Source organism: Algoriphagus persicinus, from assembly GCF_035156415.1.
GTDB lineage: Bacteria > Bacteroidota > Bacteroidia > Cytophagales > Cyclobacteriaceae > Algoriphagus > Algoriphagus persicinus.
In genome coordinates this window covers 40414-56831 of record NZ_JAYEEY010000008.1, presented here as the reverse complement: position 1 = coordinate 56831, position 16418 = coordinate 40414, and the positions used below count along the sequence as shown (strand labels likewise).

5 protein-coding genes are annotated in these 16418 nt (G+C 42.4%); all 5 read left to right on the top strand.

Annotation, left to right across the window (positions count from 1 at the left end; genetic code table 11):
* Positions 1–67 precede the first annotated feature (67 nt).
* The 5 genes from rho to U3A58_RS07925 all read left to right on the top strand — a co-directional run bounded on the left by rho (position 68) and on the right by U3A58_RS07925 (position 16316).
* Positions 68–1858 (top strand): transcription termination factor Rho, encoded by a 1791-nt coding sequence (rho, locus tag U3A58_RS07945; RefSeq protein ID WP_323822881.1) that lies wholly within the window; start codon positions 68–70, stop codon positions 1856–1858.
* Between the two features lie 284 nt (positions 1859–2142).
* A complete protein-coding gene (locus tag U3A58_RS07940; protein WP_323822880.1) occupies positions 2143–2523 on the top strand; it encodes a hypothetical protein in 381 nt (126 codons plus the stop codon).
* Between the two features lie 41 nt (positions 2524–2564).
* Positions 2565–3362 carry a hypothetical protein gene (locus U3A58_RS07935; protein ID WP_323822879.1) on the top strand — a complete coding sequence of 266 codons (798 nt, stop codon included), beginning with the start codon at positions 2565–2567 and terminating at the stop codon, positions 3360–3362.
* 550 nt (positions 3363–3912) lie between these two features.
* On the top strand, positions 3913–7356 hold the full coding sequence (locus U3A58_RS07930; RefSeq protein ID WP_323822878.1) for a glycine-rich domain-containing protein: 3444 nt from the start codon (positions 3913–3915) through the stop codon (positions 7354–7356).
* Positions 7357–8264: 908 nt separating this feature from the next.
* Positions 8265–16316: a glycine-rich domain-containing protein gene (locus U3A58_RS07925; protein WP_323822877.1), complete on the top strand. Its 8052-nt coding sequence runs from the start codon at positions 8265–8267 to the stop codon at positions 16314–16316.
* Positions 16317–16418: the final 102 nt, after the last annotated feature.

Sequence of the window (16418 nt, the reverse complement as noted above, 5' to 3'; positions counted from 1 at the left end):
GCTCAGAAAATCATCCGCGATCTCAAATACCGCATTTACCACATTTTATTTATTTCATCCCCTCTTTATGTACAACATAGAAGAACTCAGAGTCAGATTACTATCTGAACTCAAGGAAATCGCTGAGGAGCTAGGTGTCAAAAACCGCAAATCTCTAAAGAAAGACGAACTCGTCTATGCCATCCTCGATCAGCAGGCTATCACCCCAGAGCAAGCCCTGCCTAAAAAGAAGCTTTCAGCAGCCCCTTCCGCCGAACAAGAAAAAACGCCTGAAACACCAGTAGAAACACCAAAACCTACTGCTGCCAAGCCAGCCGAAGAGCCGGAATTCAAGCCGAAGTTTAAAAGACAAAACGTAACTGCAATCCCAAAAGCAGAAGAAACTCCTGCCGAAGAGCCTAAAAATTCTTCAGACCTTAGAAATAAAGACACTAAGCCTGACTGGAAGGCAAAAAAAGAAGCTCCTCAAGATCGTCCTGAAAGAAAACCTCATCCGCAAGCTGAAGCTAACACAGAAGAGCCTAAGACTTTCAGGCCAAGACGAAAAGCTATTGAAGAGGCAGAAACAGCTGCCGAGACTAAAGAAGATAATCCTCGAAATTCTCCTACACAAGGTAAGCCTGAGCAGGAAGTAGAGCTTCCTAAACGTAGAAACTTCAAGTCCCCTGATGAAGTCATGGTGCCAGCAGCTGAAACAGTTCCCCATTCCAATCGCAGACGTCCGGGTGTAAACCCACGTGAATTCGATGGAGTGATTGACAATGAAGGGGTATTGGAAATGATGCAAGAAGGCTACGGCTTCCTTCGCTCATTGGATTACAATTACTTAGCTTCGCCGGATGATATCTATGTGTCGCCAAGCCAAGTGAAGCTTTTCGGACTGAAGACTGGAGATCATATCAAAGGCTCAATCCGCCCTCCCAAAGAAGGCGAAAAGTATTTTGCACTTTTGAAGATTGCCACCGTCAATGGAAAGACGACTGATGAAATCCGAGACCGCGTTCCTTTCGAATACCTAACTCCACTTTTCCCAGAAGAAAGATTGAACCTATCTACCTCAGGGGATAAATTCTCTACTAGAGTGGTTGACCTGTTTGCTCCAATAGGAAAAGGACAAAGAGGTATGATCGTGGCTCAGCCAAAAACCGGTAAAACAGTCTTGTTGCAACAGATCGCAAATGCGATTACCAGAAATCACCCTGAAGTTCACTTGATGATCTTGCTGATTGACGAGCGACCTGAAGAAGTGACAGATATGGCTCGCTCGGTAAATGCAGAGGTTATTTCCTCTACATTCGATGAGACTGCCGACAGACATGTAAAAGTGTCAAATATCGTATTGGAAAAAGCAAAGCGAATGGTGGAAGTAGGTCATGATGTGGTAATCCTATTGGATTCCATTACCAGACTTGCCCGGGCGCACAATACCGTGGTTCCAAGCTCAGGAAAAATCCTGTCGGGTGGTGTAGATGCGAATGCACTTCACAAACCAAAGCGCTTCTTTGGCGCAGCACGTAACGTAGAGAACGGTGGTTCATTGACCATTATCGCAACTGCCCTGGTAGAGACAGGTTCTAAAATGGATGAGGTGATCTTTGAAGAATTCAAAGGAACCGGTAACATGGAGCTAGCTTTGGATCGTAAGCTTGCAAACAGAAGAATCTATCCTTCTATCGATGTGCTTAACTCGGGTACTCGTCGTGAGGATCTACTGATGGACAAAGAAGAAATGCAGCGTGTATGGATCCTTCGTAAGCTCATGAGTGATATGAACTCTCAAGAATCTATGGAATTCCTACTGAACAGAATGAAAGGAACCCGAGATAATGCGGAGTTTTTAATCAGTATGAACGGGTAAGTTTCAAACATTGTAATAACAGACTGTAGGCTGTCTCATTTGAGGCAGCCTCTTTTTTTGCTCTTCGGCAAATTTAAACTCTTTTGCATCCTTTTATTAAATTCATAACCTGATACTTTCATCTGGATTTGTGATCAAAAGCTCTTTTCATAGGACTTAAATCATTTTTTTAACTATAAAAACCTCATTTTTAACATTTTGGTAAAATTTTTGTTTTGTGAATGTCACCACCCTCTTAATTCCTTATTGAACTTGCTTCTACCATTCAAGTGCCCTGACAAAATATGGTTCGCGTTTTTTTGATGCTAGGTTTCAATTTTCAAGGCTTCGCTCAATGCACTGAATGTGGCAGTCCAAGAACTTACACTTCAACTAATTTATCAATTAATGGAAATGTAAATCCATCTTCAACTGGTGGATTGAATTCAAATAAATGGACTGGGGATGAAAATTTTTCATCTGGCCAAATCGCAAAATTTGATCAAAATTTATCCTTTACGTGGGAAGCAAGCGATTTCACTTTAGGAGGAATAATTCTGACAAATGGTGCGGATCTTACACTAGAACGCCCGAATAATGGGGAAAACCCCGCTTTTACAATTGAGGGAGAATGTATTTTAATAGGCGCTGGTTCAACTCTTAATTTAATTTACATAGTGAGTTAACTGATGTAACTATCTGCATAGAAGAAGGTGGGAAGTTAATTATGGATTCCCGGGAAAGCAGTAGGAATTCATTCAGCTTTGAAGGTGTCGTTATTAATTTGCAAGGACCAGATGCACAATTAGAGTTTGGCAATGCTGATATCAATATTATTGGAGAAAATGGTCTAGCAATAAATGGCTGGACAGGATCAGAGGTTTGTGAAAATGATATTGATCCCGAAAGTAATGGTTCAGGAAATATTAATTGGACAGATGAAACAATAGATATTTGTGATATATTGAATTTAAGAGTGCTGCCTGTTCAGTGGGCTGGCATTTCTGCAAAATATGATTCAAATAATCGTACTTCTCAACTTTCATGGTCTACCTTAAAAGAATGGGAAAATTCTCATTTTGAAATCGAAAGGACTCAAAATGGAATTGAAAACTGGGAGAAAATTGGTGAAGTAGTAGCCATTGGGTACTCTGATCAACCAGAAGAATATACTTATCAAGATTCGAGCCTCCCGCTTTCAGGTGGTTCATTTTTTTACAGGATTCGGCAGATAGATTTGAATGGGTCGTCCAGCGTCAGCAAAGTTGTGGGTATAAATGCAGCACCTGTTCGACAAACTTCAGGAAACTGGAGAGTATATCCCAATCCGGCTACATCCGATCAAATTAAAATCGATATCCTCTCACCGGACAGTTACTCTGGCGGTGAGATTATTTTTAGAATAGTTGGAGGCATGAGCAATTCACCTTATCACACGGTAAGTGACATCCAAACCTTAAACCTTAAGCTCAAAGAATCTTTTTCTGTAATGCGCAGAGGACTAGTTGTATTAGAAATCCAATGAGAAAATAAATTGGAAATGGTGAAAATCATTGCCGAATAATTCAATTTTTTATTGTAATAATTCAAATATAAGAACCCACACAACGCAATTTTTTCTGAAATATTATTTGCAGATACTTATAAAAAAAGTATCTTTAATACCCTTTTTGGCAAGCATTAAAGAATTTTGTTTGTTTACTCAAGGTTAATTGCTTTTCAAAGCGAATAATTTGTATTACAAGCAGTATAGATTAATTTATATATTCTGATAGGAATCATAATAATTCCGTGAAAGGGCTTATTCCTTAATTGAATGATACTTTATGATTTTCAGAAAAACATAAAAAATAAGATTTCATCATTAGTAAAGCGAACTATTGGATTTGCTTAGACTTTAAAAAGATTCAACAAATCTATATATAGGAAAAATCTCGTAAATGAATCATAAGATTCTTATTGTCAAATATTTTGCAAAAATTATAATTGAAACTTCTATTAAATAAATGGAATTTACTTTACATCTGTCTAAATACATCTTTTACAGTTTTAAAGGCATTATTTGAGAAGACTGTATGAAAAGACAATTACCGATTATTTTATTTTTATTTTTTCTGACTTTGATCAGCTTGGAATTCTATGGCATGACTGCCGAGAGGGACTTTGCTTCGCTCGAACCCATCTCAAAATTATTTAAACCAAAAATTAGGAAAGTAATTAAGCCCAACCAATCCCAACAAATTCAGGTCGAGAAAAAAGAAAATTTACGCGTTGAGGAGGTATTGGCCTGTACAATAACTTTATTAACTTCAGGGACGGGGACTAACAATCAAACAGTTTGTGAACAAGAGAATATTGTCAATATAACCTATGGAATTGTAAATGCACAAACAGTAACTGTAACTGGTTTGCCACCTGGAATTACCTTCAACTATTCTGCAGACACATTAACCATAAATGGAAATCCTGATGCTAATAGTGCTTCTGGCTCACCATTTACTTTTAAAATTGAAGCAAGTGGTGGAAGTTGTAGTGAAATTCAAACTGAAACAGGTACGATCAATGTTGATCCACTGCCAATTGTAACCAACACCACTTTAAATCAAACAATTTGTTCTGGAAGTAGCACTTCGCAGGTAGCTCTTACTTCTGATGTCACTGGAACTACCTTTGCCTGGACGGCCAGTGCAACCACAGGCGTTTCTGGGTTTACCCAAAGTGGTTCCGGACCCATTCCTACCCAAACCATTTCTACAACGGGAACAACGCAAGGTACAGTTACCTATGTGATTACTCCCACTGCCAATGGATGTACAGGTCCTACTACCGACTACACCGTGTTGGTCAATCCGTTAGCCACCGTTGAGCCTACCTCTGCTGTTGATAACTACCCAACAGTTTGCTTTGATCCGGATCAAGATCCGAATACTCCTCCCCCAAGCTTAACTTTTACCCAACAAACAACAGGAGTTTCTAGCATTGGAACACCAGTTGGCTTACCTGCGGGATTCACTGCATCATTTGATAATACATCAGGGTTAATCACAATTTCAGGAACCCCAACTAATGCAACCATTGGTGCCCAACCCTATTCAATTCCATTAAATGGCACTTGTATCAATGGATTGGAAGCAACGGGAACAATCGATGTTACGCCGAATTATGAATTAACTTTTGTAACATCAGCTTCTGCTACAACTGTAGGGGGTTCCGCTACCATTACCATAAATGGAGATCCAAGCATTTTATCAAATGGTACTTATGAAATTTTTTACCAAATAGCCCAAGGCTCTGGTTCTTTTACTACATATGGACCTATAGATGTATCCGTAAAAAATGGAAAGGGAAGTTTTAATACTATTCCAATTAATAGTATAGAAAACACCTATGTCGTACAAATTCTAAGCATAAAAAAGGAAACTGACGTCTGTACCATTACTTTCTCTGATCCTGCTACTACTTATTTCGGAGTATGTTCTGCAGTTTTTGATGCAAATAGTACCTTTTATGTCCCAGCGAATGTTTATTCTGTAACTATAGAGGTCTATGGTGGTGGTGGTGGTGGTGGAAAAAATGGTGGTGGTGGTGGTGGTGGGGCTTATTCCATTAGAAAAAATATTCCTGTAACCCCTGGAAAACCTATCGGAGTATTTGTAGGTCAAGGTGGTGGAGAAGATTCACCTGGAGGCACGACCTATGCTACAAAAAATTCAAACATTGCTGATCAAATAGGGAATAGTTTGGTTTATGCACGCGGTGGAAATAATGATGGACAAGGAGTTGGAGGGACTTTTGACCCTCGATATTCCGGTTTTAATGGCCTGAATGCTAACGGAAGTAATGGAGGAGAAGGTGGTGGTCCGTTGGGAGGAGACGGAGGAGCAAATAAAGAAAACGGTAAATCTCCAAGTGGGGGAGGTGGAGGCTGGTCTGGTGTAAATGGAGTTGGAGGAAAAGGATTGGTGGTTATATCCTATTCATGTCCTGATGTTGATAGTACTGATTGCATGAAGTTCATTGATGATGGTTCTAAATCTGGCTTTACCGTAATCGAATTCGACCGTGATTGCAATTGGATAGCGCCTGATGGACTGGCTGAATTTACTGTATACGTTGGAAGTGGCGGCGGTGGCGGCGGTGGTGGTGAAGGATCAGGAGGAGGAGGGTCGGGTACCTTAATTTCTCAAACCTTTACTACTTCCAACCCCAACGGTCTACCAGCAGGAACTAGTTTTGGAATTGGTGTTGGAAACGGGGGCAATGGAGCAATTGATGTAGATTTGCCCGGTGGTGATGGAAAAGCTTCTACATTTACAGGAAATATTGACGGTGATGCAATAACTATTTCTGTCCCGGGAGGTGGAGGTGGCGGATCAAGTCAACGGAATCCTGGAGGGAATGGCGCTTCTGGTGGAGGTGGAGGTGCAAGTCCTGAGCCTGCCAAATCTGAAGGGCTAGGCGGAAATCCTACCGCTATTACCTATACAGGTCCAAATGTATTTATTTATCAGGGAAATGAGGGAGGAAATGGAGATTATAGTGAACCCCAAAATTCAGTTGCCGGAGGTGGGGGTGGTGGATTGACACCCTGGAAACCTGGTGGAAATGATGGACAACACGGCAAAGCAGCAGGCCAAGGTCAAGGTGAAGGCGGTCGAGGTGGAGACGGAATAGTACTTACTCTAGGCGACTCTATTCGCTACTATGGAGCTGGAGGCGGAGGCATAGGAAGATTCTTTAATGGAACTGATAAAATAGGCTCCGGTGGATCTGCAGGAGAAGTGAAAATTGGTGGAGATGGGAATCTTACTGTCCCAAACCCAGTAGGTTTTCTTGGAATGGATAAAACAGGTTCAGGTGGCGGCGCAGGATATGATGGAGGAGGAAGAGGTGGAAATGGTGTTGTTTATATTGTTTATCTCAATTTCCGAATCCTTGGCGTCGAATACTTCTACTTTGACGCTTCATACGATTCTGAGAACAGAACTGGTAATCTTTCTTGGGCCACAACAAGTGAGTGGGAAAATTCTCATTTTGAAATTGAGCGCTCAGTAAATGGAGTGACATCTTGGAATAAAATCGGGGAAATAGATGGTAAAGGTTATTCAGAAACTACTTCTCAATATAAATTTATTGACACTAAACTTCCAGCTTATGGCGGAGTAGTCTATTACCGATTGAAGCAGGTGGATTTTGACGATTCATTTAGCTACAGTGTTACCAAGTCGATCAAGGTAGATAGGATGAAAGGCAATAGATCTTGGATCGGCTATCCTAATCCTAGCTCGAAGAAAACTAGTGTTACTATCGATTTATTAAACAGATCTGTCTACAAGGAGGAGCCTATCTTAATTCAAATCTCTGATGTAAGAGGGGTATCGGAAACATACACGGTCAACAAAGTAGAGGCCGTTTCAGAAGTAGTAGATGCATATTTGAACCGGTCTATCCCAGGAGCCTATATCCTCCAATTAATCTGGGGGAATAAGTCTCAACAAATAAAACTTTTAAGAGAGTAATTTGAAGAGCTTTCTGAAGCTATCAATTTCTAGTTTCCTCTTCTCTGGGTCTAAGAATCACGCTATTCAAAATTTAGAACGAATTTGTTCGAATTTTTTTCCGAATTCATTTTTAAATCCTAAATGAGAGGCTTTCCTCACGCTGCAGGATACCTTATTGCCTAATAAATTCTCATTACGTCCCTCCCATTGCAAAAACTGGCCGAACAAATGCTAATTAAAAAAATAGAAAGGCAATAAATCTTCTTTTTCACTTGCGAAATCAATCTGATCTATAGATTTATCGTTCCCTAATTTTTCGAAATCAGGTTAATTCCGCAACTGTGGAGATAGAACCGAGATTTGCATACCAATCAGCTTTTCTTTACAAAAATCTGCTTATAAATCAATCCCTTCGATTGAGAATTTCGGTATTTTCTAAGTGATGACCTCTGATCCATCAGGAGTTAATTTCAAATCCTTGATATCAATCAGATTATTCAAAAAGTCACTTTAACATTTTCGGTGATACATTATAAATACCAACTGGTAGCGAAAACTTACATTATCAAAATCTCTACTATTAAAACCCTTTAGAATTATTGAAATTTTCCATTCTGCTTTGGTAGCACAATTGGTAGCCTAGTCAAGTAATTTGATCCCATTAAAATAAGAATTGCAAAAAAAAATTTGTTTTACTTGAAACAAATGGATTTCCTATGAAAAATAGTCATGGGCCAATTTTAGAAAGCATTTTTACTGCGTACATAGGGATAGTCAAGGACACTATAAATCACGAATAGTATTAATACCTTGAAAATTAGGATTCTACTTAAGAAAAGAATCTCAAAAAAGCATTTATTCTAAAATTAGAAGTATCTTTGAAATACGTTTTTATGGATTTCAAATTCAATTTTAACACGTAGTAAATGAGAAAAAATTTACTGGCTAGTTTATTTTTTATCGCTCTGATTTTTGTCAGCTGGGAGAGTTATGGGCAATGTCCAACAACACAATCAGCAATAACTACTGGAAATGGGACTTGGGTAGTTCCAGCTAACGTGACTTCAATTACAGTTGAAACTTGGGGTGGCGGTGGCCGAGGAGGGGGTTCATCTTCAAACGGCGCCTATGGTGGTGGTGGTGGTGGTGGCTATTCACGGAGTACTATTGCGGTTACCCCAGGTCAAACTTTCAACTACAGTGTTGGTGCAGGAAGCACAAACAACAATAATCCAGGTGGTAACTCTTGGTTTTCACTAACCACTGAGGGATCTTCAATTGTTCGGGCATTAGGAGGGTCATCTGTGCCAAATAGCCCAACTGGGGCAGTTGGAGGTGGTTTGGGAACTGGAACTATTAGGTATACTGGAGGAAGTGGTGCTGACGCAGGAGCGGATGGAGGTGGAGGAGGATCTTCAGCGGGAACAGGAGCCAACGGGATAAATGGCTCTGGTGGAACAGGTGGCAGTGCACCAACTGGTGGAGGAAATGGCGGAGATGGCGCAAGTGGGTCAAGTGGTGCTCTACCTGGTAATTCAGGAATACCGCCTGGCGGAGGTGGAGGTGGCGCTGTAAGAAACTCCGGAAATCCAAGTGGAGGAAATGGCGGAAATGGTCAAATAGTCATTACCACTATTATCCCTCCCAATACCGTTACATCTGCATCTACAACCCCGACACTATGTATTAATACAGCGCTGACGTCAATTACTCATACTACCACCGGGGCAACCGGTATCGGTGCTGCCACAGGATTGCCTGCTGGAGTCACTGCTTCGTGGGCTGCAAATACCATTACCATCTCTGGGACTCCTACTCCTTCTGGGACTTTCAATTACTCCATTCCTTTAACTGGAGGATGTAATAATCCTGCTGTGAATGCCACCGGAACCATTACCGTAACTCCCAATAATACCGTTTCTGCTCCTTCTTCTTCGCCAACTCTATGTATTAATATGGCGCTGACGGCAATCACTCATTCCACCACAGGGGCTACTGGGATTGGGGCTGCAACTGGTTTGCCTGCCGGAGTCACCGCCGCTTGGGCAGGGAATAACATTACTATCTCTGGGACTCCTACTGCTTCAGGGACTTTTAACTATTCCATTCCTTTGACCGGAGGATGTAATACTCCTGCAGTAAATGCCACAGGAACTATTACGGTAACACCGAACAACACCGCTTCGGCGCCTTCTTCCACTCCTACCCTTTGCATTAATACTGCACTGACTGCCATTACTCATAGCACTACAAGGGCAACTGGAATCGGTGCTCCCTCTGGATTGCCCGCCGGAGTCACCGCTTCTTGGGCCGCAAACACCATTACCATTTCAGGTACTCCTACTGCTTCTGGGACTTTTAACTATTCCATTCCTTTGACTGGGGGATGTAATACCCCTGCTGTGAATGCCACAGGCACCATTACCGTAACCCCAAATATCACCGTTACAGCACCTTCCTCTACACCTACCCTTTGTATTAATACAGCGCTTTCGGCAATCACTCACGCTACCACAGGGGCAACTGGAATCGGTGTTGCCACTGGATTGCCTACCGGAGTCACCGCCGCTTGGGCTGGAAATACCATTACCATCTCTGGGACTCCAACTGCTTCCGGGACTTTTAACTATTCCATCCCTTTAACAGGGGGATGTAATACCCCTGCAGTGAATGCCACAGGCACCATTACCGTCTCCCCAAATAACACCGTTTCTGCTCCTTCCTCTGCACCAACGCTTTGTATTAATACTGCGCTCACGGCAATCACTCATTCTACCACAGGGGCTACTGGGGTAGGAGCTGCCACTGGTTTGCCTGCTGGAGTCACCGCTTCATGGGCTGGGAATACCATTACCATCTCTGGGACTCCTACTGCTTCGGGAACTTTTAACTATTCCATTCCTTTAACAGGGGGATGTAATACCCCTGCTGTGAATGCCACAGGAACTATTACCGTCACCCCAAATAACACCGTTTCTGCTCCTTCCTCTGCACCAACGCTTTGTATTAATACTGCGCTCATGGCAATCACTCATTCTACCACAGGGGCTACTGGGGTAGGAGCTGCCACTGGTTTGCCTGCTGGAGTCACCGCTTCATGGGCTGGGAATACCATTACCATCTCTGGCACTCCTACTGCTTCGGGGACTTTTAACTATTCAATCCCTTTAACAGGGGGATGTGGAACGGCTGATGCTACTGGAACAATAACTGTAAATCCTGCTACAACAATTACCAGTGAAAGTTTAGCGGCACAAACTATCTGTGACGGTCAAAACTTTACCAGCATTTCTATTACTGCTACAGGTACAGGAACTTTGAACTACCAATGGTATACAAATACAACAAATAATAACACAACAGGAACTTCAATTGGTGGAGCCACTTCCTCTTCCTATACTCCTCCTTCATCGGCTATTGGTACAAACTATTATTATGTAGTTGTATCAAGTAATTGCGGGTCAAGTGTCACTTCAACTATTTCTGGTGCATTTACAGTAAACCCGATGACAGTTATTACTGCTCAGCCTGACAATACTAATTATGATACATGCTTTGGAGATGGGTTTTCTCCTATATCAGTCACAGCCACAGGTACTGCATTAACCTATCAATGGTTTAGCAATACAGCGAATTCTAACTCGGGAGGAACTTTGATTACTGGAGCCACTTCCACGACTTTTACCCCCCCTTCCACTCCTGAAGGAATAACTTACTATTACGTAGAAGTGACAGGTACTTGTGGAATATTGGTTTCAGATGTATCAGGGATATACGAGGTTTTCCCACCAATTACACAAATTGTTTTAGATCCTTCCCCAAATCCGCAAACGATTTGTTTGGGTGATTCTTTTACACAAATTGATGTAACGGCAACTGGTGCCGGTATGGTATCCTATCAATGGTATAGTAATTCGAGCGCTTCCAATTCCGGGGGGGCTTTAATTTCTGGTGCAACTTCCCAGGCTTATACTCCTTTATCCGGTACTGTTGGAACGACATATTATTATGCGGTCGCAAATAGCGATTGCGGAACAGTGCCAACAGCTGTATCTGGCGCATTTACGGTAAATCCCCTAACTTCCATTGATAGCGAAATCTTAACAGGTGCTACGATTTGTGAAGGAAATGGACCTTTTTCAACTATTTCTGTGAGTGCTTCTGGTCCTGGCACTTTAAACTACCAATGGTATAGTAATACCATCAATTCTAATTCTGGGGGAAGCCCTATCGCAGGTACTAATTCGAACTCATTTACTCCTCCATCTAATGTAGTAGGTCCAGCACCTATTTATTATTATGTAGAAGTTTCGAGCACAGGAGGATGTGGGCCAAGTAAAACTTCAACCGTTTCAGGTGCTTTTATCGTTAATCCAAACCCAACAGCCAATGCTGGAGCAGCTGTGGCTGCTATTTGTCAAGGTGCAACATCTGTAGCAATGGGCGGAAGTGTGGGTGGAGGAGCTACTGGAGGAACTTGGAGTGGAGGGGCTGGAACTTGGACTAATGCAAACAATCCTTCAACAGCAACTTATACTGCAGGAGCTGCTGAGTCTGGAACTATCACTTTGACTTTGACTACCAGCGGAGGTTCCTGCGGATCAACCACAACAACAAAAACCATAACCATCAATCCAAACCCAACAGCCAATGCTGGAGCAGCTGTGGCAGCTATTTGTCAAGGCGCAACATCTGTAGCCATGGGCGGAAGTGTAGGTGGAGGAGCTACTGGTGGAACTTGGAGTGGTGGGGCTGGAACTTGGACGAATGCAACTAATCCTTCAACAGCAACTTATACTGCAGGAGCCGCTGAGTCTGGGACTATCACCTTGACTTTGACTACCAGCGGAGGTTCCTGCGGAACTACAACTGCCACAAAAACAATTACTGTAAATCCTGCCACAACGATTACAAGTGAAAGCTTAGCAGCTCAGACTATTTGCGACGGTCAAAACTTTACCAGCATTTCTATAAGTGCTACGGGAACTGGAACTGTCACCTACCAATGGTATACAAATACAACAAATAATAACACAACAGGAACTTCAATTGGTGGAGCCACCTCCTCTTCCTATACTCCTACTTCAGCCCCTATTGGCACAAACTATTATTATGTGATTGCATCAAGTGATTGCGGGTCAAGTGTCACATCCACTATTTCTGGCGCATTTACAGTAGATCCGATTACTTCCATCATCTCCCAACCGGATACAAGTGATCAGTTAGAATGCTTTGGAGATGGATTCAATCCAATTTCTGTTTCAGCGAATGGCGCTAATCTTACATATCAATGGTATAAAAACTCCACTAGTTCTAACTCGGGAGGAACTTCTATACCTGGGGCTAATTCAGCTTCATTTACACCACCATCAAATTCCCAAGGAGCAGCATTTTATTATGTAGTTGTAACTGGAAATTGCAGATTACAAACCTCAGATGTATCGGGAGAATTTACCGTAACTCCACCAGCTACCACGATTACTCAAGATCCATCTACGACATCTCAGATTATTTGTCTTGGAGATTCATTCAATTCGATTTCGGTATTTGCAACTGGTGAGGGAACGGTGAGCTATCAATGGCATAGTAATTCGAGTGCCTCCAATTCCGGGGGGGCAGTAATTCCTGGCGCGACATCCTCTTCTTATACTCCTTTATCCGCTACTGTAGGAACAACTTATTATTATGCTGTCGCCAATAGTGATTGTGGAACAGTGCCAACAGCTGTATCTGGAGCATTTACTGTAAACCCTCTAACCTCAATTGATAGCGAAAGCTTAACTGGTGCCACGATTTGCGAAGGGAATGGACCGTTTTTTCCTATTTCTGTGAGTGCCTCAGGTACAGGCACTTTAAATTACCAATGGTTTAGTAATACCTCTAACTCTAATTCTGGCGGAAGCGCTATCTCTGGGGCAAATTCGAATTCATTTACTCCTCCATCTAATGTAGTGGGTCCAGCACCTGTTTATTACTATGTCGAAGTTTCAAGCACAGGAGGATGTGGGCCAAGTGTAACATCAACCGTTTCTGATGCATTTATTGTCAATCCTAACAATACTGTTTCAGCAGCTTCTACTTCTCCTACCGTATGTATTAATACAGCAATACCAACTGTTACCCTTAGTACAGCGAATGCGACAGGAATTTCCGATTCAGGTGTTTCTGGTGCAAATGGATTGCCAGCTGGGGTATCTGCTTCCTGGGCTTCAAATACAATTACAATTTCAGGTACTCCTACAGTATCTGGAACATTTAATTATTCCATCCCTCTGACTGGAGGGTGTGGAACAGTAAACGCTACAGGGACCATTACCGTGAATCCAGATGCGACAGTTGGCCCCACGTCTGTGGCCTCTCCAAGTGTATGTATCAGCTCCCCTAACCTAGCTCCGTTTACACAACCAACGACTGGGGTTACATCAATAGGAGCACCTACGGGACTGCCTCTTGGGATAACTGCTTCTTTTAATTCTTCGAATGGACTAATTACATTTTCAGGAACTGCAAATACAACTGGCTTATATAGTTATAGCATCCCACTTACAGGTCCTTGTACAAATGGATTAACTGCTACTGGAACAATAGATGTAACTCCAGAATATGATATTACGGCAGTTTCTTCGGTGTCTGCCACTACTATTAGTGGTGCTGCAACAGTAACTTTTTATGCCGACCCTACGGAAATGCTGGATGGGACCTATAATGTTACCTATCAAATTAAACAAGCATCTGGAGCCTTTACTACTGTAGGGCCGGTGAATGCCACAGTAGTTAATGGAAAAGGTACGTTTACTACTACTCCTATTGTTAGTAATGAGGACACCTATACAGTGCAAATTTTGACCATCAAAAAGTCAACTGATGTTTGTACAGTTACCCTGCCTTCTCCTCCAACAACCTATTTTGGAGTATGCTCTGCTGTTTTTACGGGGAATAGCACATTTTTCGTTCCTGCAAATGTGTATAGTATAACCATAGAAGTTTATGGTGGTGGTGGTGGTGGTGGTAAAGGATCTAGCTCTGGTGGTGGTGGTGGTGGTGCATATTCTATAAGACAAATCGCTGTAGTACCAGGAGAACCTCTTGGTGTAATTGCAGGCGCAGGTGGTAATGAAAATACAAATGGAGGAGACTCATACGTAACCCGTGATACAAATCTTGCTAACAAATTCGCTAATAGCCTTTTGTATTCTGAAGGTGGTAGAGGTGGATCCCCAAGCACAACAGGAAATGGTGGTGTTTTTGACCCAAGGTATTCTGGATCCAACGGTAATAATGGAACAGGAAAAAATGGTGGAAATGGTGCTGGTCCCTTAGGAGGAGCTGGTGGAAATATCGGCACTGCAGGTCAAAATCCTGGGGGAGGGGGAGGTGCCAGTAATGGAGGTGGAGGCAAAGGTGGCTCAGGATTAGTTGTAATCTCTTATTCCTGTCCTGATGCTGATGTAACCGATTGTATTAAAGTTATTGATGACGGGGCAAAATCAGGAACTACAATAATAGAATACACATGTGATGACACATGGATCGCTCCTGAAGGACTGGTTGATTTTACCGTAATAGTTGGTAGTGGTGGCGGTGGTGGAGGTAGTGGTGAAGGAGCCGGTGGCGGAGGATCAGGAGCATTAATAATGCAATCATTTTCTACCAATAATCCTTATGGAATACCTTCAGGTACTAGCTTCGATATTCTTGTGGGAGAGGGTGGCCTTGGAGCAACTATAGGAACTAATCCTGGTGTTCCTGGCGATCCTACTTCATTTACAGGAAGTTTAGACGGGAACCCAATTAATATTATAGTATCAGGAGGAGGAGGTGGTGGTTCTCAAAGCTCCAACAATGGTTCTAACGGTGCTTCAGGAGGGGGAGGTGGTGCAACTCCGTCTCCAGGTAAATCGTCAGGTGTCGGTGGAAACTCCATACCTATTACTTATACAGGAACAAATGTCACTGTTTATCAAGGAAATATTGGAGGACTTGGGGATTATAGCGAACCTCAAAATTCTATTGCCGGAGGTGGTGGCGGTGGATTAACTCCATGGGGCAGTGGAAATGATGGACAAAATGGTAAGGCAGCGGGAGCAGGACAAGGTGAAGGAGGAAGAGGCGGAGATGGAATAGCCCTAATCATAGGAGATTCCACACGATACTACGGTGGTGGTGGTGGTGGAATTGGAGAATATTTCAATGGAACTGAAAAAATTGGCGAAGGTGGTACCGCAAACGGAATAACTATAGGCGGTGATGGAAATTTAGATATCAATAATACAGATGGAATTGGATACCCAGGAGTTGATAAAACCGGTTCTGGTGGTGGTGCAGGTTATTATGGAGGAGGAAAAGGCGGGAATGGCGTCGTCTATATTTACTACTTCAATTACCGAGTACTAGAAGTGGAATTCCTCTATTTCGAAGCCAAACTCAACTCAGCTAATCGATCAGGACAACTAACTTGGGCCACATCCCAAGAATGGGAAAATAACCGTTTTGAGATAGAAAGAGCAATTAATGGTGATTTAACTTCCTGGAAAAAGATCGGAGAAGTAAAAGGACAAGGCTATAAGGACTCTCCTACTGATTACAGTTATGAGGATAGAGATCTTCCTGCTTCAGGCGGAGATATTTTCTATAGACTAAAACAACTGGACATAGACGGTTCATACGCCTACAGTGTCACACGTTCCATTCAAGTCCCAAGTTTGAAAGGACAGTCAAGATGGATTGTTTACCCTAATCCTAGCAGTCCTGGGGATTTCGTAACAGTGGATTTACTAGACAGAAGCAATTTTAGAGATGAGCAAATCCTGATCAAAGTATCAGATGTAAAAGGTGTCTACCAGACTTATTCGGTGCGCTCAGTCGAAGAGGTAGGTATTGCTGTCAATAATTACCTTGAGCAAGCAGCGCCAGGTATTCACATTGTGCAGTTAATATGGGGCACCAATAGCGAGCAACTCAAAATCCTAAGAAGATAAACTAGTTGGCAAATTTGTAGAAAGCCCTTTTGATTGATTTCATTGGGGCTTTTCTCTTTTATCCGGATTATGCATCTGGCTTCAAGGAATGGGCTTTAACCC

Coding starts and splice junctions, on each gene's coding strand:
- rho (WP_323822881.1), top strand. CDS start 68: ATGTACAACATAGAAGAACTCAGAGTCAGATTACTATCTGAACTCAAG.
- U3A58_RS07925 (WP_323822877.1), top strand. CDS start 8,265: ATGAGAAAAAATTTACTGGCTAGTTTATTTTTTATCGCTCTGATTTTT.
- U3A58_RS07930 (WP_323822878.1), top strand. CDS start 3,913: ATGAAAAGACAATTACCGATTATTTTATTTTTATTTTTTCTGACTTTG.
- U3A58_RS07940 (WP_323822880.1), top strand. CDS start 2,143: ATGGTTCGCGTTTTTTTGATGCTAGGTTTCAATTTTCAAGGCTTCGCT.
- U3A58_RS07935 (WP_323822879.1), top strand. CDS start 2,565: ATGGATTCCCGGGAAAGCAGTAGGAATTCATTCAGCTTTGAAGGTGTC.